Origin of the sequence: Neptunomonas marina (genome assembly GCF_004005935.1) — a bacterium.
Lineage (GTDB): Bacteria > Pseudomonadota > Gammaproteobacteria > Pseudomonadales > Balneatricaceae > Neptunomonas > Neptunomonas marina.
This window is the reverse complement of record NZ_SACQ01000006.1, coordinates 204,682-231,398: the sequence shown is the minus strand read 5'-3', so window position 1 is coordinate 231,398 and position 26,717 is coordinate 204,682. Positions and strand designations below refer to the sequence as shown.

General features: G+C 51.0%; 25 protein-coding genes. 15 read left to right on the top strand and 10 right to left on the bottom strand.

What is annotated here, in order from left to right; genetic code table 11:
- Positions 1-26 precede the first annotated feature (26 nt).
- From asd to EOE65_RS13765, 4 genes are all read left to right on the top strand, one after another.
- On the top strand, positions 27-887 hold the full coding sequence (gene asd, locus EOE65_RS13780; RefSeq protein WP_127694898.1) for an archaetidylserine decarboxylase: 861 nt from the start codon (positions 27-29) through the stop codon (positions 885-887).
- A gap of 25 nt (positions 888-912) precedes the next feature.
- A complete protein-coding gene (gene ygfZ / locus EOE65_RS13775) occupies positions 913-1,941 on the top strand; it encodes a CAF17-like 4Fe-4S cluster assembly/insertion protein YgfZ (protein ID WP_127694897.1) in 1,029 nt (342 codons plus the stop codon).
- A gap of 20 nt (positions 1,942-1,961) precedes the next feature.
- On the top strand, positions 1,962-2,489 hold the full coding sequence (locus EOE65_RS13770; protein WP_127694896.1) for a gamma carbonic anhydrase family protein: 528 nt from the start codon (positions 1,962-1,964) through the stop codon (positions 2,487-2,489).
- Between the two features lie 145 nt (positions 2,490-2,634).
- Positions 2,635-3,186 (top strand): nuclear transport factor 2 family protein, encoded by a 552-nt coding sequence (locus EOE65_RS13765; protein WP_127694895.1) that lies wholly within the window; start codon positions 2,635-2,637, stop codon positions 3,184-3,186.
- A 386-nt stretch (positions 3,187-3,572) separates the two neighbouring features.
- On the opposite strand, the gene EOE65_RS13760 is transcribed toward EOE65_RS13765, so the two are convergent.
- The 3 genes from EOE65_RS13760 to EOE65_RS13750 form a co-directional block, all read right to left on the bottom strand.
- Entirely contained in the window at positions 3,573-4,424 is an 852-nt protein-coding gene (locus EOE65_RS13760; RefSeq protein ID WP_127694894.1) for an MBL fold metallo-hydrolase, read from the bottom strand.
- A gap of 69 nt (positions 4,425-4,493) precedes the next feature.
- Positions 4,494-5,180 carry a uracil-DNA glycosylase gene (gene ung, locus EOE65_RS13755; protein ID WP_127694893.1) on the bottom strand — a complete coding sequence of 229 codons (687 nt, stop codon included), beginning with the start codon at positions 5,178-5,180 and terminating at the stop codon, positions 4,494-4,496.
- Positions 5,181-5,184: 4 nt separating this feature from the next.
- A complete protein-coding gene (locus EOE65_RS13750) occupies positions 5,185-5,631 on the bottom strand; it encodes a hypothetical protein (protein ID WP_240656997.1) in 447 nt (148 codons plus the stop codon).
- 139 nt (positions 5,632-5,770) lie between these two features.
- Here EOE65_RS13750 and EOE65_RS13745 point away from each other — a divergent pair, with 139 nt between their 5' ends.
- Together EOE65_RS13745 and EOE65_RS13740 are read left to right on the top strand one after the other, a co-directional pair.
- Positions 5,771-7,615: an MFS transporter gene (locus EOE65_RS13745; protein ID WP_127694892.1), complete on the top strand. Its 1,845-nt coding sequence runs from the start codon at positions 5,771-5,773 to the stop codon at positions 7,613-7,615.
- A gap of 133 nt (positions 7,616-7,748) precedes the next feature.
- Entirely contained in the window at positions 7,749-9,257 is a 1,509-nt protein-coding gene (locus EOE65_RS13740) for a sensor domain-containing diguanylate cyclase (RefSeq protein WP_127694891.1), read from the top strand.
- A gap of 82 nt (positions 9,258-9,339) precedes the next feature.
- Here EOE65_RS13740 and lysS read toward each other — a convergent pair whose 3' ends face one another.
- Together lysS and prfB are read right to left on the bottom strand one after the other, a co-directional pair.
- Positions 9,340-10,815 (bottom strand): lysine--tRNA ligase, encoded by a 1,476-nt coding sequence (gene lysS, locus EOE65_RS13735; protein WP_127694890.1) that lies wholly within the window; start codon positions 10,813-10,815, stop codon positions 9,340-9,342.
- A gap of 77 nt (positions 10,816-10,892) precedes the next feature.
- Entirely contained in the window at positions 10,893-11,987 is a 1,095-nt protein-coding gene (gene prfB, locus EOE65_RS13730) for a peptide chain release factor 2 (protein ID WP_127694889.1), read from the bottom strand.
- A gap of 251 nt (positions 11,988-12,238) precedes the next feature.
- Between prfB and nhaD the strand changes: the two genes are divergently transcribed.
- Both nhaD and EOE65_RS13720 read left to right on the top strand, forming a co-directional pair.
- Positions 12,239-13,705, top strand: coding sequence for a sodium:proton antiporter NhaD (gene nhaD / locus EOE65_RS13725; RefSeq protein ID WP_127694888.1), 1,467 nt, complete (start codon positions 12,239-12,241; stop codon positions 13,703-13,705).
- Positions 13,706-13,707: 2 nt separating this feature from the next.
- The gene (locus tag EOE65_RS13720; protein ID WP_127694887.1) at positions 13,708-14,379 is read left to right on the top strand and encodes a cytochrome b/b6 domain-containing protein; all 672 of its coding nucleotides are present in this window, start codon (positions 13,708-13,710) and stop codon (positions 14,377-14,379) included.
- A gap of 54 nt (positions 14,380-14,433) precedes the next feature.
- On the opposite strand, the gene EOE65_RS13715 is transcribed toward EOE65_RS13720, so the two are convergent.
- The 3 genes from EOE65_RS13715 to EOE65_RS13705 form a co-directional block, all read right to left on the bottom strand.
- Complete coding sequence (locus EOE65_RS13715; protein ID WP_127694886.1) at positions 14,434-14,880, bottom strand: c-type cytochrome; 447 nt, start codon at positions 14,878-14,880, stop codon at positions 14,434-14,436.
- A 65-nt stretch (positions 14,881-14,945) separates the two neighbouring features.
- The gene (locus tag EOE65_RS13710; RefSeq protein WP_127694885.1) at positions 14,946-15,461 is read right to left on the bottom strand and encodes a flavodoxin; all 516 of its coding nucleotides are present in this window, start codon (positions 15,459-15,461) and stop codon (positions 14,946-14,948) included.
- Between the two features lie 84 nt (positions 15,462-15,545).
- Complete coding sequence (locus tag EOE65_RS13705; RefSeq protein WP_127694884.1) at positions 15,546-15,878, bottom strand: phasin family protein; 333 nt, start codon at positions 15,876-15,878, stop codon at positions 15,546-15,548.
- Between the two features lie 171 nt (positions 15,879-16,049).
- Here EOE65_RS13705 and gloA point away from each other — a divergent pair, with 171 nt between their 5' ends.
- The 4 genes from gloA (at position 16,050) to EOE65_RS13685 (ending at position 19,287) form a co-directional block, all read left to right on the top strand.
- Positions 16,050-16,448, top strand: coding sequence for a lactoylglutathione lyase (gloA, locus tag EOE65_RS13700; RefSeq protein ID WP_127694883.1), 399 nt, complete (start codon positions 16,050-16,052; stop codon positions 16,446-16,448).
- Positions 16,449-16,654: 206 nt separating this feature from the next.
- Positions 16,655-17,461, top strand: a complete 807-nt coding sequence (locus EOE65_RS13695) for a tetratricopeptide repeat protein (RefSeq protein ID WP_127694882.1) — start codon at positions 16,655-16,657, stop codon at positions 17,459-17,461.
- A gap of 115 nt (positions 17,462-17,576) precedes the next feature.
- On the top strand, positions 17,577-18,806 hold the full coding sequence (locus tag EOE65_RS13690; RefSeq protein ID WP_127694881.1) for a YeeE/YedE family protein: 1,230 nt from the start codon (positions 17,577-17,579) through the stop codon (positions 18,804-18,806).
- Positions 18,807-18,831: 25 nt separating this feature from the next.
- Positions 18,832-19,287, top strand: a complete 456-nt coding sequence (locus tag EOE65_RS13685) for an RDD family protein (protein WP_127694880.1) — start codon at positions 18,832-18,834, stop codon at positions 19,285-19,287.
- Positions 19,288-19,314: 27 nt separating this feature from the next.
- Here the strand turns inward: EOE65_RS13685 and lptG are convergent, their stop codons facing one another.
- A complete protein-coding gene (gene lptG, locus EOE65_RS13680) occupies positions 19,315-20,379 on the bottom strand; it encodes an LPS export ABC transporter permease LptG (protein ID WP_338067680.1) in 1,065 nt (354 codons plus the stop codon).
- Positions 20,376-21,491 (bottom strand): LPS export ABC transporter permease LptF, encoded by a 1,116-nt coding sequence (gene lptF / locus EOE65_RS13675; protein WP_127694879.1) that lies wholly within the window; start codon positions 21,489-21,491, stop codon positions 20,376-20,378. The genes lptG and lptF overlap by 4 nt, the downstream gene beginning before the upstream one ends.
- A 182-nt stretch (positions 21,492-21,673) precedes the next feature.
- Here lptF and EOE65_RS13670 point away from each other — a divergent pair, with 182 nt between their 5' ends.
- The 3 genes from EOE65_RS13670 to EOE65_RS13660 all read left to right on the top strand — a co-directional run bounded on the left by EOE65_RS13670 (position 21,674) and on the right by EOE65_RS13660 (position 26,671).
- Complete coding sequence (locus tag EOE65_RS13670; protein WP_127694878.1) at positions 21,674-23,179, top strand: leucyl aminopeptidase; 1,506 nt, start codon at positions 21,674-21,676, stop codon at positions 23,177-23,179.
- Positions 23,180-23,183: 4 nt separating this feature from the next.
- Positions 23,184-23,618 (top strand): DNA polymerase III subunit chi, encoded by a 435-nt coding sequence (locus tag EOE65_RS13665; protein ID WP_127694877.1) that lies wholly within the window; start codon positions 23,184-23,186, stop codon positions 23,616-23,618.
- Between the two features lie 197 nt (positions 23,619-23,815).
- Positions 23,816-26,671, top strand: coding sequence for a valine--tRNA ligase (locus EOE65_RS13660; protein ID WP_127694876.1), 2,856 nt, complete (start codon positions 23,816-23,818; stop codon positions 26,669-26,671).
- Positions 26,672-26,717 lie beyond the last annotated feature (46 nt).

Genomic DNA, 26,717 nt, shown 5'->3' with positions numbered 1-26,717 from the left:
ATTCAACGCTTTTTTTGGAGCTTTCAGTGAAGCAAACGCTGTTTATTCTCTTTCAACACCTTGTGCCTCAACATCTACTCTCTCGCCTTGTTGGCCGCTTAGCAGAGTGTAAAACCCCGTGGGTTAAGAACTTTTTTATTCGCCAGTTCGCCAAGAAATATGCCATCAATATGCAGGAGGCGCTGGTCGAAGAGCCCACAGCCTATGAGAATTTTAACGCTTTTTTTACACGCGAGTTAAAACCTGACGCTCGTTCCATTGACCAAGGCGAGGACACCATCGTCTCTCCTGCGGACGGCGCGATTAGCCAACTCGGCCCAATTGAGCATGGTCGGATTTTCCAAGCCAAAGGCCGCGGCTATGGCCTTTCAACGTTGCTAGGAGGCTGCGAAAAATTAGCAGAAGACTTTAAAAACGGTAGTTTCGCCACCATCTATCTATCACCACGGGATTATCATCGTGTCCATATGCCACTGCGAGGCACACTGCGCGAAACGATCTACGTACCGGGCGACCTATTCTCTGTGAACCAAACAACCGCTGAGAATGTCGACCAGTTGTTCGCACGCAATGAGCGCCATGTCGCGATTTTCGATACAGAAGCGGGGCCGATGGCGATGGTATTGGTGGGGGCCATGATTGTGGCCGGTATTGAAACCGTTTGGGAAGGCCAAGTGGCACCACCTTTAAAACAACCGCTGCGCACCCAATATGGTAATGCTAAACAGTTGCCGGTAACGCTAGAAAAAGGGGCAGAGATGGGCCGATTTAAACTTGGCTCAACCGTTGTCCTCCTGTTTGGCAAAGATGCGACACAGTGGCTCGACGAGCTTACAGCGCAGAGCCCTGTGGAGCTAGGTAAGAAGATTGGTTCGGTGCGCACTTAGCGCTCCCCTACAAAGGAAAGTCATCATGAGTCCATGGCACACATTACTTAATAATTATCAGATGACCTTGGCAGAAGATGGTAGTGAAGTTATCTGTAAAGGTGAGCAAAGCACTCACTCCACACGCATTGTTCCATTGGTTCACCACGAAGTGATCAGCGTGGTTGGCGAAGATGCAGAGAAGTTTCTGCAAGGCCAACTCACGTGTGATCTTCAGGATGTTAGCCAAATGGGTAGCCGCCTAGGCGCGCACTGCGCGATCAAGGGCAGCATGATAGCGCTATACCGCCTGATGAAAACGGATGGTGGCTTTCTGCTTCGTCTGCACCGTAGCACGGCGGCAGGCGCACTTCAGAGCTTACAAAAGTACATCGTATTCTCAAAAGCAGAAGCAAAAAATGTTAGCCAAGAGATGGTTGGCCTTGGCCTGATCGGCCCTGGGGCAACCGCTTTAGTCGAAAAACTCACTGAAACCGCACCGAGCGAAACAGACCGTTTGGTCCGCAGTGGCGATGTTCATATCATCCGCGTTCCTCAAGAGCGCTATGAACTGTGGATGCCGGTGGAGAAAGCGCCTGAAGTTATCGCTCAGTTGGAGCGCATCGCGCCGATGGGATCAACACGCGAATGGTTGCTGAGTGAAATTGAAGCTGGCATTCCTGATCTTCGTCCAGCAACGCAAGAGACGTTTATCCCGCAAATGGCGAACCTACAGGTATTCAAGGGCGTGAGTTTCACAAAGGGTTGCTACACCGGCCAAGAGATTGTGACGCGTTTGCAGCATCGCGGTAAGCTCAATAAATGCATGTACCACCTCGTTGGTGAATGTGAAACGCTGCCACAGGCAGGCGACTATCTCGATAGCACAGACAAAGAGCGGGTTGGCCAAGTTCTGTACGCTGCATCCGCTGATAATGGCCAGGTACACATGCTCGCTATCATGAACAAGTCAGCGGAAGAGAGCAGCCTTAAGCTTGCAGAACAAAATACGCCGTTATCGCACGCCGAGCTGCCATATACGCTCGATCCTGAGCTATTTGAGAAGAAGCGTTAGTCAAACTAAAGGGGCTTTTGATGCTATATCAACTTAAAGGTAGAAAGGTTACCTGTGTAGGCGATGAGCACTTCATCGCCCCAAATGCCACTGTTATCGGCAATGTGACGCTACACAACAATAGTAGCGTCTGGTTTAACGCAGTGATCCGCGGCGACAATGACCCTATCGTTATCGGTGAAGGCAGTAATATCCAAGACGGCGCGGTGCTACACACTGATCCGGGCTTTGCGCTAACACTTGGCAAGCATGTTACGGTTGGGCACCAAGCGATGTTGCACGGTTGCAGCATTGGCGATGGTTCCCTTATCGGTATCGGTGCGGTGGTGCTCAATGGAGCGAAGATAGGTAAAGGCTGTTTAATCGGTGCTAACGCGTTGGTCCCAGAAGGGATGGAGATCCCCGACTATTCACTGGTCGTGGGCTCGCCTGCCAAAGTGAAGCGCGAACTTAACGAGGCGCAGCGCCAAGGCTTGATCGAAAATGCAGCTCACTATGTGGATAACATGCGTCTCTTTAATGAGCATTTAGCAGAGCAGAAGATCTAAAGTAAACTTAAAATACGAATAGAAATACGCTAAATAACACCTAACTGTTAGTTTTTGCCTAACAGTCCATGATGATTTATAAGCCTAATCCTAATTACCAAATAGGGGTACCCTGCCTGTAGTTCAAAACAGAAAGGTACCTCCCATGTTAAAATCACTCCTAGTTGCACTACCAATCACACTGGCAATAGCTCTGCCTACTCTGGCCTCTAACAACATACATATTGCTGATGCGACCGAAATAAATAGCTCCGAGCTCTGGCCCAAACCAGAATTCCCCATTGCGAAAGGCTCAGAAAATAGTAAAGCTTTGAATGTTGTTCAAGACTTCTTCGCAGCATACAGTACCGGTGATATAGAACAGATTAAGGAATATGTCGCGGACGATGTGGAGTGGCATATACCAGGGCGCCACCCACTAGCAGGAACCAAACGTGGAATCGAAGCGTTCACGGATTTTTTTAAGCAACTAGGCGCTGCTGGCTTCAAAGCAGAAGTTATGATACTAGCAGCCAACGATACCTACGTAATCGACGCCCATCGCGGATACAGTAGTACCAACGGCGAGAACATCGATATTAATTGGGTTCTGTTGTACCAAATCGAGAACGGGAAAATAAAACGCGTGCAAAACTTCTCAGACGACTTGTACAGCTCTGACCGCTTCTTTGAGCAGTTTGTAAGTAGCCAAAACTAGCAGCCTCAGCACGTATGACTTTCATCCGTATTCGGTAATGACATTAGATGTGCTTGTAAATAAGCGTTAACGACGCTCACCCGCTCGAGCTAAAAAGAGCCCGTATATTTAGATCTTTGTAGCGTAAATTTATTATCAAGGCGGAGGCAAATTGATCTCGCCGAAGCCTATTTCTCTCGCTCTCAAACGCGTTCTACCTTAAAAACTACTACGTTTATGACAACCATATCACCATTCTCATAACTGGTTTCTTTGAGGTAAGGGAATACATATTAAAAACACCTCAACTCAACTAATAAATATGTCTGTTGGCAATATTGATGATGTTTCATACGCTGTCGTCCTTGACGCCATTTGAGTGGAAGCTGCTTGCGCACCGCTCCTTGTTATAGATCAGGCCGCCAGCCCATACCTGACTCCTCCATGAGACGCTCGTAAACGCCCTCGATGTTATCCGCAAGCCACGCATCATAGTGTGGTAGTCCCGCATACGGCGCGAGCCGCGCTTGCTGCTGAATTTCGGATAGTGTTTTTCCGGCTTGGATACCACTCACTACCAGTTCATATAAAGCTTCGAGGTAGCCCAGATAGTGCACAATCTCCGCCTTCGTGCCGATATCAGCATGCCCGCCAACAAAGGTGTCAAAATCTAGTGCGAGTACATCGCGCGTCGAGTTGATCATACCTTGAATATCGTAACTCCAAAGCTTACGCCAAGGCATCCGATTCAGCACAATCCAATCCACCACAAAGAGCGTTCGTTGGCGCTTAAACTCAACACTAACCGAGCCACGACCATCATTTGGGCCGTGGTAACGCAACAGGATGCGTTGACCACCCACATCTAAAGCGAGCTGGTCAGAAAAGCTAATATCAGGCGCAACAGTTTTGGTTTTGGTGATCTGAATATCTTGCGCCGCTAACCTGTGAGCAATAAAGGTGACACCCGGTGCATCAAACGCTTCGGCGCCATAGATATGATCGCTGTGATTATGGCTGTAGATGACATAGCGAACCGGCACATCAAAGCGTTTATCAAGTTCTGCTTTCAGCCAAGCTGCGGCACGGCTATTCAGCGTATCAACAAGTACGATCCCCTCATCGGTCACCAAAAATACGGCGCGATGGCGGTCATCAACAAACCGATACAAACCATCGCCGAGCGGCTCGATTGAGTAATCGGCAAGCGCCGAATGAGCGACAAAAAAGCTAAGAAACCAAATTGCTACAATACGCATAACCGCCACCTAGGTCCGTTGTTTTTGTTATTACATTAACAAAGACAACAGAGCCTGATGATCAGTTCGCTAACCAGCGTTTGCGGGTAGTTGCCAGTTGATCGGCTCGCGCCCCTGATCCATCAAATATTGATTAGCTTGGCTGAAATGGCGGCAGCCGAAAAAGCCACGGTGTGCAGCCAACGGTGATGGATGCGGCGCTTTAAGCACGCAATGGCGGGTGGTATCGATCACCGCTCCCTTCTTTTGCGCATAAGCTCCCCATAGTAGAAACACCACGTGATCACACTCGCGGTTCACCACCTCAATCACTTTGTCCGTAAACTGCTCCCAGCCCTTACCTTGATGTGATGCCGCGTTTGAATCGCGCACCGTAAGTACGCTGTTAAGTAGCAATACGCCCTGATTTGCCCAACTATCGAGAAAACCATGCGCGACTGGCTCAACATTCAAGTCGGTCTTAAGCTCTTTGTAGATATTCACTAGAGACGGCGGCACTTTCACACCAGGACGAACAGAAAAACATAAGCCATGTGCCTGCCCCGGTTGATGGTAGGGGTCTTGCCCAATGATCACGACCTTAACTTGTTCGAGCGGCGTACACTCGAATGCATGAAACCATTCACTGGAGTGGGGATAGATCGTTTGGCGCTGGCTTTTTTCATCCTGTAAAAACGCTTTTAAAGCCAACATGTAAGGCGCATCAAACTCACCAGCTAGGTGAGGCTGCCACGAGGGGGCATTGTCTAAAGCCATATCGTTAAGGTTCTCCACAGTCTTTTACCGTTCCAAAAGGCGCAAATTGGTCACGTGTGACCACACGCCGATGCCACAACGAATAGTAACGCACCTTACCCGGTGCATGGGCAACGATTCCCGAGATAATAATGACAGTGAGATAGATTCCCGCCTCTGGCGAAGAGGCCAGCCACCATCCCAACGAAAGTAGCGCGAGTTTGATAATGATGGCCTGTCCGCGCAATTGCATTAGCCATACCGGGTTGCAGTATATCTCTTTGACAACCATCAGCGCGCCGCTCAGCACCGCTAGCAACAGGTAGCCTTGGTATGTTTGTACAGGTAAATCAAACAGATACAGACCTGCCAGCCCTGCGATACCGACAAGGTGTGTAGTCCGCAGCAAAATACTAACCCAACGCTTTCCAGGAAAGTCCCGCTTTATTAGCCAAAGGCGATGCATACTCATGTCCATTTTGCCCTTTTTTACACCAATGAATTCTCGCTAAAAAGTGGCGAAAAAACACTCAATAATATTGACTTAAACTTTGCTGAGCCGTAACGTCCGCAAAAATATTATCAACCCCGAATAATTGGAAAAAAATGCAGTGATCGTCACCCTTTTCCCCCTCGTTTCGCTTTTCGCGAGCTGCTTTATTTTAATGCTGGGCTTTGGCCTTATCGGCATCTTATTGCCCGTGCGAATGGGGATAGAAAACATCAGTACCGACACCATCGGTTTAGTCTTGTCCATGTATGCCGTTGGCATGCTACTGGGCGGTTACTATTGCCGTAGACTCATCGACCGCGTCGGTCATATACGTATTTTTGCCGCTAGCGCTGCTATGTCGGCTATGGCCATTTTGTTGTGCAGTTTATATGTAAATGAGTGGCTGTGGGGCATTATGCGTATGGTGATGGGTTTCAGTATCGCCTGTGCATTTGCGGTTATTGACGGCTGGCTAAGCGACGCAGCAAGCGAGCAAACCCGTGGCCGTATTCTTGCGACTAGCCAAATTGTCGTGATGGCAGCGCTCTTTTGCGGCCAGTTTCTGTTGAACATTGCACCGCCAGAGGGCACCAAGCTCTTTGTCATCGCTGGCATTTTGCTCTGTTTTGCGCTGTTGCCATTGATTCTAAGTAAGCGTGTTGGACCGACCATCCACGAAATGACGGGCATGTCATACCGTGATTTGATCAAAGCATCGCCGCTGGGCGTGACGGCCTGCTTTTTCAGCGGCCTACTCTATGGTGCGATCATTAACATGCTGCCGGTGTTCGCGAAACACTACGATATTGTTGGCTTTAACCTCTCTTTGTACGTTGCAGCCGCAGTGTTCGGCGCCTTTATTTTGCAGTTCCCTGTGGGTGTGCTGTCAGACCGCTTCGATCGACGTAGCGTTCTTTTTTACCTACTGGTGATTAGTATCGCTACCACATTGGCAACCCCATTCGGCGCACATAACAGCCTCTTTTACCTAATGCTTGTCACCACGGGCATCTCAACCGGTATCTTTACGTGCCTTTACCCAATGAGCATTGCTGAGACATTTGACCGCATTCAGCGCTCCGAGATGGCATCGGCGATGGGCGGCCTACTCATGATCTACGCGCTGGGTAGTATCTTCGGTCCTCTCGCCTCCTCTTACACAATGCAAAAGCTAGGTGACGATGCACTGTTTAGCTTCCTCGCGGTTGCCCAAGGATTACTGCTGATCTTTGTTGTTTACCGCATGAAAGCTCGCGCGGCGCTACCGGTGGAGGAGCAAGAGAGCTTCGTTATCCAGCAACCATCCGTTGCCACGGCGCTTTATGAGCTTGACCCACGGACCCAGTATGAGATCTTAGATCTACCTATCTCGCTAGAGGCGCAGGTAGCCATTACGATCGCCGAAAGCAGTCCAGCCGCCGCGGTAAATATGGCTAAAGAGATCGCTCAAACATCGCCTGAAAAGGCCGCAAGCTTAACAGCAGCGCTTGCTCAGGTTGATGACATCGATGTTGCTCGGCTGTTTAGCTCAATTATCAAAGCTGCGCCTGAACTGAGCTTAGAGATTGCGGAGGCACTTGCGAGCAATGCCCCTGAGCAGTCAACAGAACTGGTCGCTTGGTTAGCCGAAAACCAACCGGATAAGCTAGCCGAGATGGTGGCCGAAATCGCCGAGGAGTTCCCAGCGCCGGTGATCGAAGAGCCTGAAGAGATCCGCCCTGCGGAGGTAGAAGCGTACCATGAGTCCGCCACAGAGCTGGTGACTCACTTTGCTGAGAACCAGCCCGAACAAGCGGTTAACATTGCAGCGGCGGTTGTTGAAAACTTACCTGATATGGCTTCTGAGATGGTCGAGATCCTAAACGACGCTGAACAGGTACCCGATAAGCTGGTTTCAGATATCAACGACAGACCTGACGAAGCTCAACTAGAAGAGCCCACAAAGCAGCCGAAAGACCTGTAAATAGTTAGTGGGTGGGACAATTTTGGACTACTGTATATATTAAGTAGCAGCGCGGCCTCTCCGCGCTGTGCTTTTTCAAGAGCCACAGTGCCAACTTTTGCCACATAACTAGGTAGTGCCACTTAATTTGCCAATGATGATTCGACTTCTACTTGCTGTATTGGTCTTTTGGAGCAGCCAAGCTGCCATCGCAGCCAAAAACGAGCCGTTTTTCTGGGAAGTATTCCAGCAACAGAGCGCCGTGATGATGCTGATTGACCCAGACTCGGGCCGCATCATCAATGCCAACAGCGCGGCACAGCGCTTTTATGGCTACTCGCTCACCGAAATGCTGCAGATGCGCATCCAAGATATTAACGCGCTTTCGAGCCAGCAGGTCACGGACGAGATGAATCTTGCAGCTCAACAGAACCGCGATTACTTCATCTTTCGTCACCGAACCAAAGAGAATGGCATCCGTACGGTTGAGGTCAACTCATCGCCCTACACCTTTAGCGACCGCACACTATTGCTCTCGATCGTGACGGATATCTCCGTGACTCGGGATATGCAAGACAGTCTTTGGCACTATCAAGATCGTTTGGAAGGGGTTGTGGATGAACAAGCAGGACAGATCAAAAGCTACTCGCAGCAGATCGTGATTCTCCTCTCGATTGCCGTTGCAATGCTGATGGTCGCAGTGGCTATTCTTAGCTGGAGCCGCGCCACCCATAAAAAGAACGCGCAACTGCTTAGCAACGAACAGCAGCGCCTTGCCGAAATTATACAGGGCACCAATGTCGGCACATGGCAGTGGGACCTGATGCAAGACAACCTCAGTTGTGACCAACGTTGGGCCGATATCTGTGGCCTATCTAGAGAGCAGTGCCAACACACGACACGCAGCCAATGGTTTGAGCTGATCCACCCGGATGATGCAAGCGATGTTCAGCGCCAACTCGAAGCAGTCCTCAAAAAGCAAAAGGACTACTTAGTAGTCGAGTATCGTATTCTACGTAGCGATGGCAGCCCTTCATGGGTGATCAGCCGCGGTAAGGTAGTGGAGTGGAGCGATGAAGATAAGCCAATGCGTATGGCCGGTCATCTTGAGGATATCAATGCACGCAAAGAGTCCGAGCGCCAAATGCACCACCTGGCACAGTTCGATATCCTCACAGACCTACCCAACCGCAACCTTTTCTTAGACCGCTGTAAACTGGCTTTAAGCTTCGCCAAACGTAAAGAGTCGACCATCGCCATCGTCTGCATAGGGCTGAGTAACTTCCGCTTGGTCAACGATATCTACGGCCACGATGCCGGGGATGAGATTCTTAAAGATGTCGCACCGCGCTTAACGAGCTGTGTACGCGATGTCGATACAGTGGCCCGCATTGGCGGCGACAAGTTCGTATTGCTGCTCACGGGTATCTCCCAGCAGGAGCCGCTAACACGCATCATTGACGATGTTAGACACCGCATCAGCAAGCCCTACCTGCTTTCAACAGGCCAGTATGCATCGATCACCTGTAATATTGGTATTGCCCAGTACCCATCTGATGGCAGCACCCCAGAAGCGCTTTTATCGCGTTCAGAAGAAGCTCTCTTAAAAGCGAAACAGGACCCTCTCGGTTCCGCTGTTTTCTATGCCTGTGGGCTATCGTAAGCAACTGTCGTAACTGGTAGCTGGCTTTAACAAACAGCCAAAAAAAACCCGCATTAGCGGGTTTTTTGTACGAAAGCGAATCCTATGACTGGCGCGGACGCATCGCTGGGAACAAGATAACATCGCGGATCGAATCACAATCGGCGAAGAACATCACTAGACGGTCAATACCGATACCCTCGCCCGCTGTTGGCGGCAAGCCATATTCCAACGCATTGATGTAATCATCGTCGTAGTGCATGGCTTCGTCATCGCCAGCATCTTTCTCAGCAACTTGAGCACGGAAGCGCTCTGCCTGATCTTCCGAGTCATTGAGCTCCGAGAAGCCGTTTGCCACTTCACGACCACCGATAAAGAACTCAAAGCGGTCTGTGATAAATGGGTTGTTATCGTTGCGGCGCGCCAATGGCGACACTTCGGCTGGGTATTCAGTGATAAACGTCGGCTGATCCAGTCGGTCTTCCACAGTTTTCTCGAAGATCTCGATCTGTACTTTACCCAAGCCGTAGCTATCTTTTAGCGGGATACCCAGTTTATCAGCAACCGCTCGTGCTGATTCGATGTTATCGATATCAGCAGCGCTCAGCTCTGGGTTGTAATGCAAGATAGAGTCAAACACGCTGATGCGCGTGAACGGTGCCCCTAGGTCATACTCTTCACCCTGATATGTCAGGGTCGTGGTACCTAGCACGTCATTGGCCAACTTGCGTAGCATCTCTTCCGTTAGATCCATCAGATCATTGAAGTCAGCGTAGGCCTGGTAGAACTCAAGCATCGTAAATTCAGGGTTGTGGCGCGTCGACAAACCTTCGTTACGGAAGTTACGGTTGATCTCAAAGACACGCTCAACACCACCCACAACCAAACGCTTCAAGTACAGCTCTGGCGCGATACGCAGGTACATATCACGATCTAGTGCATTGTGATGCGTAATAAACGGGCGCGCCGATGCACCACCTGGGATCACCTGCAGCATGGGGGTTTCTGCTTCAATAAAGCGGCGCTCCTCTAGGAACTTACGAATCCCAGACACCACTTTTGAGCGGATCTCAAACACGCGACGCGATTCGTCATTGGTGATCAGGTCAACGTAACGCTGACGATAGCGCATCTCGGTGTCTTGCAGACCTTTATGCTTGTCAGGCAGGGGACGTAGGTTCTTCGTGAGAAGCTGATACTCGCCAAGATCAACGTAGAGGTCACCTTTGCCAGATTTGTGTAGCTCCCCAGTGATACCGATGATATCGCCCAGATCCAAGCTCTTAGCAAACGTACGCGCTTCTTTGTTAACGTAAAACTGGATACGTCCGGTCATATCTTGGATAACACCAAACGCACCACGGTTCAGCATAACGCGGCCAGCAATGCTTACCTTAATGCCTGCCTCAGCGAGCTCTTCCTTCGATTTATCGCCATAATTAGCCTGCAGGTCTTGTGCATAGCTATCGCGACGGAAGTTGTTGGGGAACGCATTTCCCTGCTCGCGCAACGCATTGAGCTTTTCGCGGCGTTCAGCGATCAGGCGATTCTCATCTTGCTGCTGAGTGTTATCAGACATGTTATTAAAAACCTTTTGCTTGGGTTTATTTCTTGCTGAGCACTCGCAAGCGCCCAGCATAGTGATTAGTTACGTAACTACAGGCCGGCTTTTAGGCTAGCCTCGATGAAGAGATCAAGATCGCCATCAAGGACTTTGTCACAGTTGGAGGTCTGCACATTGGTACGCAGATCTTTAATGCGCTGATCATCCAGCACGTAAGAGCGAATTTGGCTGCCCCAGCCGATATCAGCTTTTGAATCTTCAAGCTCTTGCGCCGCTTCACTGCGCTTAAGCATCTCGATCTCGTAAAGTTTTGCCCGTAGCTGCTTCATACAGGTATCTTTGTTTTGGTGCTGCGAGCGCTGGCTTTGTGACTGCACCACGATACCTGATGGTTCGTGGGTGATACGTACCGCAGATTCAGTCCGGTTAACGTGCTGACCACCGGCACCTGAGGCACGGTAAACATCAATACGCAGATCCGCAGGGTTGATGTCGATCTCGACGTTGTCATCAATCTCTGGCGATACAAATACCGAGCAGAACGAGGTGTGGCGGCGGCCACCAGAGTCGAATGGCGATTTACGCACTAAACGGTGTACGCCGGTTTCTGTGCGCAGCCAACCAAAGGCGTACTCACCCTCAAAACGGATCGTCGCGGACTTAATACCTGCAACATCACCATCAGACACTTCAATGAGTTCTGTTTTGAAGCCTTTCTCTTCGCCCCAACGCAGGTACATACGCAGTACCATATTGGCCCAATCTTGGGCTTCAGTACCGCCCGAACCAGACTGAATATCCAAGAACGCGTTGTTCTCGTCCGCCTCTCCGGCAAACATACGGCGGAACTCCAAGCCTTGTAGCTTAGTCATCAGAGCACTGACTTCAGATATAACATCCTCTACCGTCTCTTCGTCGTCCTCTTCTACTGCCATATCTAACAGATCACGAACATCCACAGCGCCGGCCTTAAGCTCTTCCAGTGTTTTAACCACGGTCTCTAGTGCAGAGCGCTCTTTGCCGAGCTTTTGCGCGTAATCAGGATCATTCCAAACATTCGGGTCTTCCAGCTCACGCTCAACCTCTTCGAGGCGCTCTTTCTTAGCTGGGTAATCCAGATAGCCGTACAAAGCTTCGGTTCGTTCACCGATATCTTTAAGATCGTTAATGATTGGATTGACTTCCATCGCTGACGCTCAACTGTTCGCAAATTAAAAAGGGCACACATTTTAACCGAAAAGCGCTCTTTAAGGCACCCTTATTTGAAGGCGATAAAAGCGTTTGAACACTCACTATCAACGCCCTTAAGTGTTTTGATGCGATGCAAAAATCAGCGTATGCTAATTAACAACTTCGGGCGCTCAGTGTATTGTTGATCTTTTCACATTGAGCAGCCGCCTCCATTGTCGTTAACTCATCCCAAAGGCATCACTAGCGCATGTATTTGGCTTCCCAACAAACCTTATTCTGGTTAAAAAACGGCCTGTTTTGTCTTGTTTTGCTCGGTACTGCAAGCTGGGCATTCGGTTTTACCAGCGGCTCGCCAGCAAGCCCTGTTGACTTAACCACCAGCCTATATGGCTATCTGGCGGTTGGTGTGTTTTGCATCGGGTATGTATTGGTACTGGGCGAAGAGGTCACCCAACTACGCAAGTCCAAGCCAATTATTGTGGCAGCGGGCCTCATCTGGTTACTCGTCGGGCTTGCTTACATAGCACAGGGTGACCACCACACCGCCGGAGAGGCGTTACGTCATAATATTTTAGAGTACGCCGAGCTGTTCTTTTTCTTGCTCGCCGCGATGACATTTATCAACACGATGGAGGAGCGACAGGTATTCGCCGCACTGCGTAACTGGTTAATACAAAAGCAGTTTTCATTACGTCAAATCTATTGGATCACCGGTGGATTGGCTTTCGCGCTTTCACCCATCGCAGATAATTTGTCTACCGCCCTACTGATGGGCGCGGTGGTAATGGCCGTCGGCAACGGCTACACCCAGTTTGTCACGGTGGGGTGTATCAATGTTGTCATCGCTGCCAATGCGGGTGGTGCGTTTAGTCCTTTTGGGGATATCACTACCTTGATGGTGTGGCAGAAAGGGATGGTACAGTTCGGTGATTTCTTTGCCCTGTTCCTGCCTTCTCTGATCAATTGGTTGGTGCCCGCTGCCATCATGTCTTGGGGCATAACCGCAGCGCCCGGTTCATGTGATAACAGCGAGCACTCGGTATTGAAACCCGGTGGGCTTGTTACGATTGGGCTTTTCGCGGCGACTATCGCATTGGCGGTAAGCTCACATAGCTATCTTCACCTGCCGCCTGTGTTGGGCATGATGACAGGGCTTGGGGTGTTAAAGATCTACATCTTTTACCTATGCCGTCATGAGAGCCATCCGGCCACGAAGCACCCTGGCAGCGAATTGCCAACGGAGGGTAGTTATCGGGGTGACCATACCGATGTGATACGCCGTTTTGATATCTTCCGTGTGGTAGAGCGCTCTTCATGGGATACGTTGATGTTTTTCTATGGCGTCGTCATGTGCGTTGGTGGCCTCTCAACACTGGGTTATCTCACGCTATTGTCTGAGCAACTCTATGGCAACCTCGGTGTGATTTGGGCCAATATCTTGGTAGGGATCCTCTCCTCTTTGGTTGATAATATCCCCGTGATGTTTGCGGTGCTCACGATGGAGCCTTCCATGAGCACTAACGCTTGGCTGCTCGTCACGCTGACAGCCGGAGTGGGTGGGTCATTGTTATCGATCGGCTCCGCAGCTGGCATCGCCCTGATGGGACAAGCACAGGGCACCTATACGTTTTATAGCCACCTGAGGTGGAGCTGGGCCATCGCGCTCGGCTACGCTGCAGGTATTCTGACCCACCTTGGGATCAATGGAGTGTAAACATGACGCAACAAGTCGAACCCACTACCCGCATTCAGGTCTGGGACCTTTCTATCCGGTTATTCCACTGGGCACTGGTCGCTGCTATCGGTTATCTGTGGTACTCCGGTGAAGAGGGCGGCGATATGACCTGGCATATGTATATCGGCTATACCGTACTCGGATTAGTCACCTATCGCATACTTTGGGGTCTGGTGGGCTCCCATTATGCACGCTTTAAAGAGTTTATTCGTTCACCCAAAGCAACACTGCGCTACGCGCTCGCCTTTAGCAAAGGGAAAGAGCCCCACTTTGTGGGCCATAATCCATTAGGCGGCTGGATGGTGATTGCATTACTGCTGTTAGTGGCCACCCAAGGAGTGACCGGCTTATTCACCAGTGACGATATTTTTACGGACGGGCCACTGGTCCATCTGGTCAGTAGCGATATGGTCTCCACACTCTCTAGCATCCATAAACAGACCTTCGACTTTATCTTGGCAGCTGTCGCACTGCACGTCTTAGCCGTGGTTTATCATGCGGTCGTGAAAAAAGACCCGATCGTCCCTGCTATGGTAACCGGTAAGAAGATAGCCCCGTTAGGCACAACAGCAAGCACACTCCCTCTACTACGAGCCATCGTCATTGCTGCCGTAGCCGCTGCTACTATATGGGCCGTCGTCAATTTGCTTTAAAAGCAGTAGATACAAAAAAGCTCGGCAATGCCGAGCTTTTTTTAAGCAGTGTGATTACTCTTCACGGAAGTTATCGTGGCAGCCTTTACATGTTTTACCGAGCGCACCGAAAGCTGGCTTAATTTTCGCCATATCACCGCTTTTTGCAACTTCAGCAAGTGCAGCAGATTTTTCTACCATCATTTTCATGCCTTGGTCGAACTTTTCTTTGTTTTCCCAAATTTCCTCTTTTGCATCGGTATCACCTGCATCAGTCCCTTCTGCGAAACCTTCCTGTGGCATTTGCGCTAGCGCAGCGATCAATTTAGCACGGCGCTCAAAGTCCGCAGCATCGTAATCGATCTTGCCTTTGATCATGCCCACCATAGGACCAAAATGCCATTTCATCGCATTGAAAACGCCTTGGCGGTACTCAATTGCTTTATCTGCGTCTACAGCACCTGCAGTCGCACTCATTGTGATCGCGGCCGCCGCAATCGCAGTCATAAGATGCTTCTTCATGATGGTTCTTTCCTTGTCTTGGGTTTAAATATTAGATTATTCTAATTAATAATAACATGACCATATTACAAACTGAACTCACCCCGCAACTGTGCTACCCATTGCTCGATCCGTTCAGGTGTATCTGCACTTTGGCTATCCTCGTCAAGCGCGAGACCAACAAACTGGCTACCATCTGCTGTTAGCGCTTTTGATGCTTCAAACCGGTACCCTTCCACCGGCCAAAGCCCTCCTAACTGAGCTTCGCCTTTAACAAGCTCAGCATACAGTAAGCCCATGGCATCCAAAAACCACTCTCCGTAGCCAATTTGATCACCCAAACCGAACAGCGCACAGGGTTTGCCTTTTAAATGCAGTGCATTGAGCTCGGGCCACAGATCCGCCCAATCTTCCTGCAGCTCGCCAAAATCCCATGTGGGTATACCGAACAGGCAAACATCATATGCCGAAATACCCTCAAAGCCCTGCTCCATTATGTCGTGCAAGCACGCTTGCTCGCCAAAAGCAGCTGCCAACTGCTCAGCGACAGCCTGTGTGTTGCCAGTCGTCGAGCCATAAATAATACCAATAAGTTTCGTCATGATGCCGTTCAAATTGCTGGGAATAGGAGAAAATTAGCGATAAAAAAAGCAGCCAACGCTGCTTTTGTAAAAGCTCATCTGCGTTTAACGATTGTTATCTGCAAACGGATTAAAGACATCCTTCGTGATCTGCTCGATCTCCGCGCGCGCCTCTTCTAGCGCCTGCATGTTACGCGAGCTGGCACTTTTCAGCGTTTCTTCCAGCTCTTTCGCGTACGCCTGCTGCAGTGTCATAAGATCATTCGGCGATTCACACTTCTGTAACTCTTTTGTTTGCTGGATGGTCGCTTCGATGCAAGATTTCGTACACTCCATCTGTTGACGGGTGAGTTCTTCTAGCATTTTCGTCTGAATATTGATCAGGTCTTTGAAGGGCTCTAGGGAGTCATTCATTTTTTTTGTCATATCTTGAAACATAAGCACTTCCTTCGAATAAAGCAGCCCGAGTAAAAAGCCATATACGTTATACTTAAGCATTCTATCTGCTATTCAGCAAGCTTACTGTAAGCACCGAACTTTTCTATCACCTTATAGTCACAGCCGGCTGAACGACCTTGAAACCGTGCACAGCAAACCATTGGAGTATTTATGCGCCTGCTACACACTATGCTTCGTGTTGTTGATCTGGAGAAATCGATCAACTTTTACACTGAAATTTTGGGTATGAAGTTACTACGCCGCAAAGATTACCCAGAAGGAAAGTTCACCTTAGCGTTTCTCGGTTACGGCGATGAAGCAAACCATACAGCGCTGGAGCTTACGCATAACTGGGACACAGACAGCTACGAACTCGGCAACGCGTATGGCCATATCGCGATTGAAGTAGATGATGTTTACCAAGCGTGTGAGGCTATAAAGGCTAAAGGTGGCGATGTTGTACGCGATGCAGGCCCGATGAAAAACAGCACCTCGGGGACGATATTGGCATTCGTAAAGGATCCAGATGGCTACATGATCGAGCTATTAAGCCCAAAGCGCGGTGATTAAACAGCCTACAGGCTGGCGATTTTTTAACCGACATCAAGTTTGCTGCAATTTAGGGGCTGAAGTTCGCCGGCAGTTTGGTTAAACTTCGCAACATTAGACAAAGCTAATCAAATAACTCATCTGATTGGCTCCGGTTTCGTATATTCTTTGAGCGCCTGTATAATAGGCGCTCTTTTGTCCCGCCAACCGTTGGGGTATATCCTGAAATGAGCAAAAAATTGATTCTGGCTACTGCTAGCCTGGTATTAAGTTTACAGGCCATGCCTGTGTCAGCTGCGAGTGTTGTTGCAGCTCAAGCAGCATTCGAAAGCCAAGACTATGCGGCTGTTCTAAAAGAAGTGACACCGCTTGCTAAAGAAGGCAACCCAGATGCCACCAATCTACTGGGTCAACTTTACGAGGGTGGCTTGGGTGTTAACCAAGATATCGAGAAAGCGAAATCACTCTACAATCAGGGCGCACGCCAAGGCCATATTGGCAGCGTAAACAGCCTGCGCAAGCTGAAAAACAAAGCCTATAAAGTTGAGCTTGAAGCTCTGATGCCTAAAGTTGAGGCGGGCGATGCATCAGCACAGAACCGCGCGGGTGAGATGTACGAATTTGGCTACGGCACACCGCGTGATGGCGCTGCAGCGTTTAATCTCTACAAAGCCGCAGCAGATCAAGGCCTTGTTTCTGCACAGCATAACTTAGGCCGTAGCTATAACTTTGGCACAGGCACTGAGCAAAGCTTTGAAGAAGCTGAGCACTGGTATCGTGTTGCTGCACGCCAAGGTCATACCGATGCGATGTTCTACCTCGGTACGCTTTACTCCAATGGCTACGGCCAAGATAGCAGTCACGATTCCGATATCATCGCCTATGCGTGGATGCACAACGCAGCAGCATTAGGTAACGGCACTGCTGCGTCCATCGAGAGCCGTTTGCTAATGAAGCTTGAAGCCAACCAGATGGCTGAAGCAAAGTCGCTAGCAGAAGAGTACAAAGACGTTTACGTAAAACCGTTTAAGTAAGCGCACACTCGCCGCTCCGCTCGGGGCGGCTACTTATTGAGCACCTTTCTTATAATCGCCTCCAACTGGTGATATATTAGCCTGCTTTTTGACACACTAGGCTAATGAGTACGCGATGAACTCCTCTTCAACCTCTCCGGCAATGGATGCGCAAATCACAGGACGTAAGACTCTATTTTTTGTTGTATTGCTCTGCAGCGGTGCATTTTTGTGGTTAGCCAATCAGGAGTCTTGGTTTGAGGCCACTCTCCTTGCATTAGGCGCAGCTCTTGGCTTAACGCTTTACCACGCAGCTTTTGGTTTCACGACTGCGTGGCGCAGCTTCATCCTGCACGGTAAAGGCAAAGGCTTGCGCGCGCAGATGTTGATGCTTGCAGTGGCGGTTTGTCTGTTCTTTCCTGCACTGGGTGCTGGGGAGCTGTTTGGCACAGCGGTCAACGGCTTCAATCGCCCGTTAGGCTGGTCGATTATCTGCGGAGCCTTTATCTTCGGCATTGGTATGCAGTTAGGTAACGGCTGTGCATCTGGCAACCTCTATCACGCTGGTGGTGGCCAACTTAGAGCGATTCCAAGCATGCTGGGGTTTGCAGCGGGAGGCCTTTGGGCCACAAAAGACTACGAGTGGTGGACCTCGTTGCCGCAGCTCGCCCCTGTATCCACAATTCAAAGCCTTGGTGTACCGATGGCCATCATCGCTAACTTGGCGGTGTTCGCCGCCATTGCCGCACTCACGGTTTGGTTCGAAAAACGCCGCCACGGTTACGTTGAACGCGATCAAGCCGACGGTACGCTCACCCTACCCAAGCGCCTGCTCAGCGGCCCATGGCCTTTTATTTGGGGCGCAGTCGCACTGGCGTTGCTGAACTTTGCCACGCTCGCCATGATTGGCCGCCCGTGGGCCGTCGCCATTGCTTACCCATTATGGGGCGCAAAGCTTGCAGAAACTTTCGGCATGGATCTAGAACTCGATTTTTGGACATATTGGCTCCAACCCGGCCGTGAAGATGCCCTACTAGAACCACTGACAACCGATGCCGCCACGCTCATGAATGTTGGTGTCATTTTGGGAGCACTGCTAGCTGCTGCGCTGGCGGGCAAGCTTTTACTGCAGTGGCGGATGCCTTGGCAAAACTGGATCGCTGCTGTGCTGGGTGGTTTACTGTTGGGATATGGTGCAACGATCTCGTTTGGCTGCAATATTGGCGCTTACTTCGGCGGTATTGTTTCCGGTAGTTTGCATGGCTGGCTGTGGCTAGTAGCAGCGTTTATCGGCAATATCATTGGAACGTGGTTCCGCCCCCTCTTTAAGCTTTCGAATCAAACAGAGAGCCGCAGCGCTTGCTAATTGAAGGTTAACGTAAGGATAAATAATGCCTCGTAGAGTTGTTTTTGATCAAACCGGTGTCACAGAAGCAAACCTTTTTAAGCGCCTAGCCGCACTCGTGTACGACTTACTCGTTGTGATTGCCGTACTCTTTTTCGTTGGTGGTATCGGTGTAGCGCTCAACGGTGGGGAAGCGGCCGAAGGTCCGCTGATGCAGAGCGCTTACTTCGTTGTCATCTTTCTATTTAATGGCTTCTTCTGGACCAAGTCAGGCCAAACCATCGGCATGATGGCATGGCGCCTTCGTGTTCAGTCATTAGAGGGCTACAGCCTAACGTGGAGCCAAGCGCTCAAGCGTTGGTTGGCCGCTATCGTATCGATCGCCGCCGCAGGTTTCGGTTACTGGTGGATGCTTTTCTCTGATGAACGCCTGACATGGCACGACCGCTTTTCAAGCTCACGCGTTGTGGTGATACCAAAACGAAAAAAAGAGCAGTCTTAACTGCTCTTTTTTTCGCCTATTCTCCCGTTAACCGGCGCGTTTTAACAAGATAAAACCAACGCCAGCACAAACGGCTATCGGTATCATCGTTGCTACCAGCGGCGTAAAGCCCACAACCAAACTCGCAGGGCCTAGCAAATCTTGTGAAAACTTAAACACCAAACCAACAATCACGCCTGCCACGATCCGCTGTCCCACCGTCACGCTACGCAGCGGTCCAAAGACAAACGAAACACCCACCAGTACCAGCGCAAGAATCCCCACCGGTTGCAGTACCTTCGTCCAAAAAGCCAATAGATATTGGTTGGCATCTAACCCCTGCTCAGCCAGATAGCCAGTGTATGACCACAAACCACTGATCGAAAGATCCACAGGTTTCACAACAATAACCGACAGTAATGTAGGCGTCAGCCCCGACTGCCACAGCTCTTGCGAAGCGCTACTGACCTGAGTGCGATCGCCTAAGAACGCCGTCTGTTGTACCTCTTTGAGTATCCACCCTTGCTCGGAATAGGTTCCTGTGGCGGCAAAGCTTGCGCTCACCATCTGCAAGCGCTCATCGAAGGTATACCGCGTGATACCGTGGATTTTGCCACCCGGCTCAACTGCGTTGATATGGATAAATTGATTATCTTCACGGTGCCAAACGCCGTGCTCAGAGCGCAGCGCCTGTCCATTAGACTTCGCCAGCGCCCGCGAGCTTTCCGCCACCTGTTCACTGTGGGGCACGACGTACTCACCCATCAAAACAGCGATCAACGCCAGCAAAATCGCAGGTTTCATCACCGCCATCACGATACGGCCGATAGAGATACCTGCCGCTCGCATCACCGTGAGTTCGCTATTACTTGCCAGCATACCTAGCCCCACTAAACAGCCCACAAGGCTCGCTAGCGGCAGAAATTCGTACAGCCGCCCCGGCGCTCGATAGGCCAAGTAGTAGAGCACATCACTCATGGTGTAGCGCTCGTTGATATCAGCCGCTTGGGCGACAAACTCAAAAATCAGATCCAGCCCCAGCACGATCAGCAAAATGACGAATACTGCGCTCAAGACCTGCGCCGCAATGTAGCGTTCCAAACGAAGCATCATGATGATTTACTCCGCTGCGGCAAACGCGGCATCAGGTTCGCGACCCGCTCCCAGAAGCGGTCCCCAAACAGCAAACTCAGCGCGAAAAGGAAGAAACCAAGGTGGATCAGCCACAAACTGATAACGCCCATTTTGCCATCATCAATCGCACCCTTCGCACCTGTAAGTAAGGTGAGGTAGGTCATGTAAAGCAGAATCGAGGGGATCAGCTTCGCATAGCGGCCTTGGCGCGGATTGGTCTTACTCATGGGCACCGCAATCAGCGTAATAATTAAGGCAAGTAGCGGCATCGATAAACGCCAGTGCAGCTCAGCACGGTGTTCAGAATCATCAATCGCCATAAGTTCAGAGAGCGTCAACGCATCGATCTTAGCTGGGCGCTGATACCCCTGTGATGGCGGCATCAAAAAGCCATACTCCTGAAACGCGATCTCGGTGTAGTCGGCTCGCCCCGGTTCGCCGTCGTAGCGAAACCCCTTTTCTAGCACCACAAAACGCTCTTGGGTTTCAGGGTTGGTGATGACTTGGCGGCCAGCCTCGGCAACGACAACGCGCAATTGGCCTGTTTTTTCATCACGTTCAGAGACAAACACAAAGCTCAGCTCTTTCTCATCGCCATCATAGGCACTGGTGTAGGAGGTGCGCGAACCACCGCGCAAACTATGAAAACGCCCCGGCGTTAAGTTATCTAGCTCGCTTTTCTTACTCTCTTGCTCGTAGATCTGTTCCACCTGCTGCCAACTCAAAGGCGAAAGGTAGAGTGATAGCAACGCAACCACCGCACTCACGAGAAGCGCAGGCCCCAGCGCAAATCGCGCCAGCTTACCGGAGCTCATACCGCTGGCCCGTAGCACGACCATTTCACTTTCTAAGTACATGCGGCCAAGCGCCAGCAGCACGCCCAAGAACAACCCCAGCGGCAGAATCAGCACCAACATGCCGGGGATACGGTAAGCCACCAGTTGAAACACAAACTCCGGCGACAGCTCACCAGCTACCACGTAAGAGAGAAACTTGATAAAGCGCCCACTGACAATAATCAGTGTTAGCACAAGGCTCACCGCCACTGTGCTCATCAAAATTTGCCGCGCTAGGTAACGAAAAATAATCAACCGAATACCGCCCGAAAAAAGAAACTAATCAACGAAAACAAAGCTCTGAGTTTTATCTGGACTGCCGCGCCACTTGGCGTTCTGTGCAGCGTCCTTTATAGTGCCAGCTAACATAAACGCAGCTGGATTTCTGCGTCAGCATTATCTATTAATCCAGCCGCAAAGTCTTGTTTGGAGCCCTCATGGATTTTGAAATTGTAAACGGCAACGTTGCCACCTTAGATACCGAATGCCTCGTGATTGGTGTCGCAGCTGATGCTGCACTAACCCCTTCGGCAACCGCTATTAACAGTGCTGCTCAAGGCTACCTTTCTGACCTCGTTGCCGCTGGCGATATCAAAGGTAAAACCGGTGAAACACTCTTGCTACAGCGTCTTAATGGCGTGAGCGCTAAGCGCATTTTGGTAGTGGGCCTTGGTAAAGCAGATGAGCGCCACGACCGCAGCTATAAAAAAGTGATCAAAGCAATTTTGGGCCAAGTTAAGGCGCTGAATTTGAAAGAGATCACCATTGCGCTGGATGGCGAAGCGTCCGACCAAGCGGATACCTACCGCCAAACACGCCTGCTGGTAGAAACGGCCACCGCAGAGCTCTATCAGTACGACGCCACCAAGAGTAAAAAAGCTGACCCGTATGCCATCGAAAAGTTCGCTATTCACCTGAGCGAAGACAACACTGAAGAGGGTGAAGGCGCGTTGGTTGACGGTGCGGCTATCGCTAACGGGATGAACACCGCCCGTGAACTTGGCAACCTGCCGGGCAATATCTGCACGCCAACCTACCTTGCTGACCAAGCCAAAGAACTTGCTAACGAGTATGACTCGGTCACATGCGAAGTGCTGGATGAAGATGCAATGCGCCAGCTCGGCATGAACTGCCTACTGTCTGTGGGCAACGGCAGCGAGCAACCATCGCAACTGATCATTATCAAACACAATGGTGGAGAAGAGGGCGACAAACCACACGTGCTTGTGGGTAAGGGCATCACCTTTGATACCGGCGGCATCTCGTTGAAGCCCGGCGCTAAAATGGACGAAATGAAGTTTGATATGTGCGGCGCAGCTTCCGTAATGGGCGCGATGACGGCCGTTGCTGAGATGGACTTGCCGATCAATATCTACGGTGTCATTGCAGCGGCTGAAAATATGCCAAGCGGCCACGCCACCAAACCCGGCGATATCGTCACTACGCTGTCTGGTCAAACGGTTGAGATCCTCAACACCGACGCCGAAGGCCGCTTAGTTCTGTGCGATACGCTGACCTATGTTGAGCGCTTCGAACCTGCCAGCGTTGTGGATATCGCGACACTAACCGGTGCGTGTATTGTTGCACTGGGCCATGTGCCTTCTGGCGTGATGACCAACGATGAAGACCTTGCTCAAGAGCTAAGCGTTGCGGGCGATTACGCGTCTGATCGCGTTTGGCGCTTACCGCTGTGGGATGATTACCAAGAGCTACTGGACAGCAACTTTGCTGATATCGCTAACATTGGCGGTCCAGCAGCCGGTACGATCACGGCAGGGTGCTTCCTAAGCCGCTTCACCAAAGCGTATCGTTGGGCCCACATTGATATCGCGGGTACCGCGTGGAACTCTGCCGGTAAAGCAAAAGGTGCCACTGGGCGCTGTGTACCGCTACTGGCGCAGTACATGCTGAACCAAGCCGCTGACGTGATCGACGACGAGTAAACCGATGCCGCAAGCTGACTTCTACATTCTGCCAAGCACCGACACCGATAGCCGCTATCAGTTTCTGACGCGGCTCTGCGGCCGTGCGCTCGCTGCTGGACATAAGCTGTATATCCATACCGCATCTCAGCAGATGGCCGAAGAGGTCAGCAATTGGCTCTGGCGGGCAGAGAGCGAAGCGTTCCTGCCCAACTCACTGGCCAGCGATACCCTGCTAGCCCCGATCCGTTTAGGTTGGGATCTCCCCCATCTGCCAACACAACCCGATATGCTGGTTAACTTAGCCTCTGGCTATCTTGATCATACCGAACAGTTTGCTCGCATCGCCGAAGTTGTGGTGCAAGAACCCACCATCTTGGCTGATACTCGCCAACGCTTTAAGCGCTATCAAGCGGTCGGCATTCAGCCGAGTATGCATGATATGCGCAAGCGCACTTAGTGCCGCCATACAGCAACACGTCTAGCGCTGAAAAGCGGCGCAATTTCTCGCGCGTTACCTTCTGCCATCCGCACACAACGGGTATAATGGCCGGCTAAACCGAATCACATGCAGCTTGCACTGGCGCGCAGCGAATTTCGTGCTGACCGCCACGTCTAACCGAACGCAAACTGATAGCGCAAGAGACAGAAGAGACGATGGATACAACTTACCAGCCGAACGAGATCGAAAAATCCTGGTACCAAACTTGGGAAGAGAATAACTACTTCGCACCCTCTGGCGAAGGTGACTCTTACTGCATCATGATTCCACCGCCGAATGTCACAGGCAGTTTGCACATGGGTCACGCGTTCCAACACACCATTATGGACGCACTCACCCGCTACAAGCGCATGCAAGGCAAAAACACGCTATGGCAAGTGGGCACCGACCACGCGGGTATCGCGACACAAATGGTCGTTGAGCGTAAGCTCGCTGCCGAAGAGCAAAAGTCGCGCCACGATCTGGGCCGCGACAAGTTCATCGAAAAAATCTGGGAGTGGAAAGAGCACTCAGGTGGCACTATCACCGGCCAGATGCGCCGCTTAGGTAACTCCGTCGATTGGCCAACTGAACGCTTCACGATGGATGACGGCTTCTACAACGCGGTACAAGAGGTGTTTATCCGCCTGTACGACGAAGGCCTGATCTACCGTGGCAAACGCCTCGTCAACTGGGATCCAAAGCTACACACCGCTATCTCTGACCTCGAAGTAGAGAACAAAGAGGTCAAGGGTAAGATGTGGTATCTGCGTTATCCACTGGCAGATGGCGCGACAACAGCCGAAGGCGATAACTTTATCGTGGTGGGCACAACGCGCCCAGAAACCATGCTAGGTGACACCGGCGTTGCTGTTAACCCAGAAGATGACCGCTACAAAGATCTCATCGGTAAATTTGTTGAGCTGCCACTGGTTGGCCGCCGTATTCCCATTGTTGCTGACGAACACGCCGATATGGAGAAGGGCTCTGGTTGTGTGAAGATCACACCAGCGCACGACTTTAACGATAACGAAGTGGGCAAGCGCTGCGGCCTGCCGATGATCAACGTCTTCACCCTAGACGCACACATCCGCGATGAGGCAGAAGGCTTCAACACCGATGGCACACCTAACTCAGAGATCGATACTACCCTGCCAGAGCAATACCACGGCATGGAGCGCTTTGCTGCCCGTAAAGCGATCGTTGCTGATTTTGAAGCGGCAGGCTTGCTGGTAAAAGTTGAAGAGAACGACATGACGGTGCCTTACGGTGACCGTGGCGGTGTTGTTATCGAGCCGATGCTAACCGACCAATGGTTTGCCGATGCAAAAACACTGGCTAAACCAGCCGTTGAAGCTGTTGAAAATGGCGATATCAAGTTTGTACCTAAACAGTACGAGAACATGTTCTTCGCGTGGATGCGCGATATCCAAGACTGGTGTATTTCACGCCAGCTATGGTGGGGCCACCGCATTCCAGCATTCTACGACAACGACGGTAACGTCTATGTTGCTAACAGTGCAGCCGCTGCACGCGAGAAGTACAACCTACCAGCAGAGACCGAACTCAAACAGGACGACGATGTACTGGACACATGGTTCAGCTCTGGCCTGTGGACATTCGGCACACTAGGCTGGCCAGAAAACACCGAGCGCCTGCAAACATTCCACCCAACCGACGTACTGGTAACAGGTTTCGATATCATCTTCTTCTGGGTTGCCCGCATGATGATGATGACCATGCACTTCATGAAAAATGAAGATGGCACGCCACAAGTTCCGTTCAAAACGGTATACGTCACCGGCCTGATTCGTGATGAGAATGGCGACAAGATGTCTAAGTCCAAGGGCAACGTGCTTGATCCGCTGGATATGATCGATGGCATCGACCTCCCTACGCTGCTGGAAAAACGCACCGGCAACATGATGCAGCCACAACTAGCCGAGAAGATCGGCAAACGCACCGAAAAGCAGTTCCCAGAAGGGATTGCCGCACACGGTACCGATGCCCTGCGCTTCACACTAGCAGCGCTGGCAACCACTGGCCGCGACATCAACTGGGACATGAAGCGCCTAGAGGGCTACCGTAACTTCTGTAACAAAATCTGGAACGCAGCACGCTATGTACAGATGAACACAGAGGGCGAAGATTGCGGCCAAAACGGCGGCGATGTGGAGCTATCACTGGCTGACCGCTGGATCGCCAGCCAGCTACAACGCGTAGAAGCAGAAACAGCAAAACACCTTGATGAGTACCGTTTTGATCTTGCCTCTCAAACGCTGTACGACTTCATCTGGAACGAGTACTGCGGCTGGTACCTAGAGCTATCAAAACCAGTACTCTGGGACGACAACGCCTCTGCTGAAGCTAAGCGCGGCACCCGCCGCACATTGGTTCGTGCGCTAGAAGTGATCTTGCGTTTACTCCACCCAATCATGCCGTATATCACTGAAGAGATCTGGCAATCGATCAAAGGCGTTGCAGGTGCTGAAGGCGACACCATCATGCTGCAAAGCTTCCCAATTGCCGACGAAAGCAAGATCGACACGGCAGCTGAAGCGGACATCGAGTGGCTGAAAGGCGTTATCACCGGCGTACGTAACATTCGCGGTGAGATGGGTATCTCCCCTGCTAAAGAGCTGGATGTGTTATTCCAAAACGGAAACGCACAAGACCAAGCGCGCTTGGAAGCTAACCGCACCTTCCTCTCTAAGCTAGCATCACTGGCTAGCATCACATGGCTGGAAGCGGGCGATGAAGCGCCGATGTCTGCCACACAACTTGTGGGCGATATGCAGGTATTGGTTCCGATGGCGGGCCTAATCGATAAAGACGCAGAGCTGGCCCGCCTGAAGAAAGAGATGGATAAACTGCAAAAAGAGATCGGCCGCGTAGAAGGTAAGCTGGGCAATGAGAAATTCGTAGCCAACGCACCGGAAGCGGTTATCACCAAAGAGAAAGAAAAGCTTGAGACCGCTCAAGCGGCCTTCGCGCAGTTTAAAGAGCAGTATGGGAAGATTGAAGCGCTGTAAGCTTCTATTATTTCGAGTGACGAGGAAGCTCTACTTTTAGGATTGC

What these genes read in the sequence shown, in the direction of transcription:
- ygfZ (WP_127694897.1), top strand. Translation starts at nt 913, where the DNA reads ATGAGTCCATGGCACACATTACTTAATAATTATCAGATGACCTTGGCA.
- EOE65_RS13770 (WP_127694896.1), top strand. Translation starts at nt 1,962, where the DNA reads ATGCTATATCAACTTAAAGGTAGAAAGGTTACCTGTGTAGGCGATGAG.
- EOE65_RS13765 (WP_127694895.1), top strand. Translation starts at nt 2,635, where the DNA reads ATGTTAAAATCACTCCTAGTTGCACTACCAATCACACTGGCAATAGCT.
- EOE65_RS13760 (WP_127694894.1), bottom strand. Translation starts at nt 4,424, where the DNA reads ATGCGTATTGTAGCAATTTGGTTTCTTAGCTTTTTTGTCGCTCATTCG.
- ung (WP_127694893.1), bottom strand. Translation starts at nt 5,180, where the DNA reads ATGGCTTTAGACAATGCCCCCTCGTGGCAGCCTCACCTAGCTGGTGAG.
- EOE65_RS13750 (WP_240656997.1), bottom strand. Translation starts at nt 5,631, where the DNA reads ATGAGTATGCATCGCCTTTGGCTAATAAAGCGGGACTTTCCTGGAAAG.
- EOE65_RS13740 (WP_127694891.1), top strand. Translation starts at nt 7,749, where the DNA reads ATGATGATTCGACTTCTACTTGCTGTATTGGTCTTTTGGAGCAGCCAA.
- lysS (WP_127694890.1), bottom strand. Translation starts at nt 10,815, where the DNA reads ATGTCTGATAACACTCAGCAGCAAGATGAGAATCGCCTGATCGCTGAA.
- prfB (WP_127694889.1), bottom strand. Translation starts at nt 11,987, where the DNA reads ATGGAAGTCAATCCAATCATTAACGATCTTAAAGATATCGGTGAACGA.
- nhaD (WP_127694888.1), top strand. Translation starts at nt 12,239, where the DNA reads ATGTATTTGGCTTCCCAACAAACCTTATTCTGGTTAAAAAACGGCCTG.
- EOE65_RS13720 (WP_127694887.1), top strand. Translation starts at nt 13,708, where the DNA reads ATGACGCAACAAGTCGAACCCACTACCCGCATTCAGGTCTGGGACCTT.
- EOE65_RS13715 (WP_127694886.1), bottom strand. Translation starts at nt 14,880, where the DNA reads ATGAAGAAGCATCTTATGACTGCGATTGCGGCGGCCGCGATCACAATG.
- EOE65_RS13710 (WP_127694885.1), bottom strand. Translation starts at nt 15,461, where the DNA reads ATGACGAAACTTATTGGTATTATTTATGGCTCGACGACTGGCAACACA.
- EOE65_RS13705 (WP_127694884.1), bottom strand. Translation starts at nt 15,878, where the DNA reads ATGTTTCAAGATATGACAAAAAAAATGAATGACTCCCTAGAGCCCTTC.
- gloA (WP_127694883.1), top strand. Translation starts at nt 16,050, where the DNA reads ATGCGCCTGCTACACACTATGCTTCGTGTTGTTGATCTGGAGAAATCG.
- EOE65_RS13695 (WP_127694882.1), top strand. Translation starts at nt 16,655, where the DNA reads ATGAGCAAAAAATTGATTCTGGCTACTGCTAGCCTGGTATTAAGTTTA.
- EOE65_RS13690 (WP_127694881.1), top strand. Translation starts at nt 17,577, where the DNA reads ATGAACTCCTCTTCAACCTCTCCGGCAATGGATGCGCAAATCACAGGA.
- EOE65_RS13685 (WP_127694880.1), top strand. Translation starts at nt 18,832, where the DNA reads ATGCCTCGTAGAGTTGTTTTTGATCAAACCGGTGTCACAGAAGCAAAC.
- lptG (WP_338067680.1), bottom strand. Translation starts at nt 20,379, where the DNA reads ATGATGCTTCGTTTGGAACGCTACATTGCGGCGCAGGTCTTGAGCGCA.
- EOE65_RS13670 (WP_127694878.1), top strand. Translation starts at nt 21,674, where the DNA reads ATGGATTTTGAAATTGTAAACGGCAACGTTGCCACCTTAGATACCGAA.
- EOE65_RS13665 (WP_127694877.1), top strand. Translation starts at nt 23,184, where the DNA reads ATGCCGCAAGCTGACTTCTACATTCTGCCAAGCACCGACACCGATAGC.
- EOE65_RS13660 (WP_127694876.1), top strand. Translation starts at nt 23,816, where the DNA reads ATGGATACAACTTACCAGCCGAACGAGATCGAAAAATCCTGGTACCAA.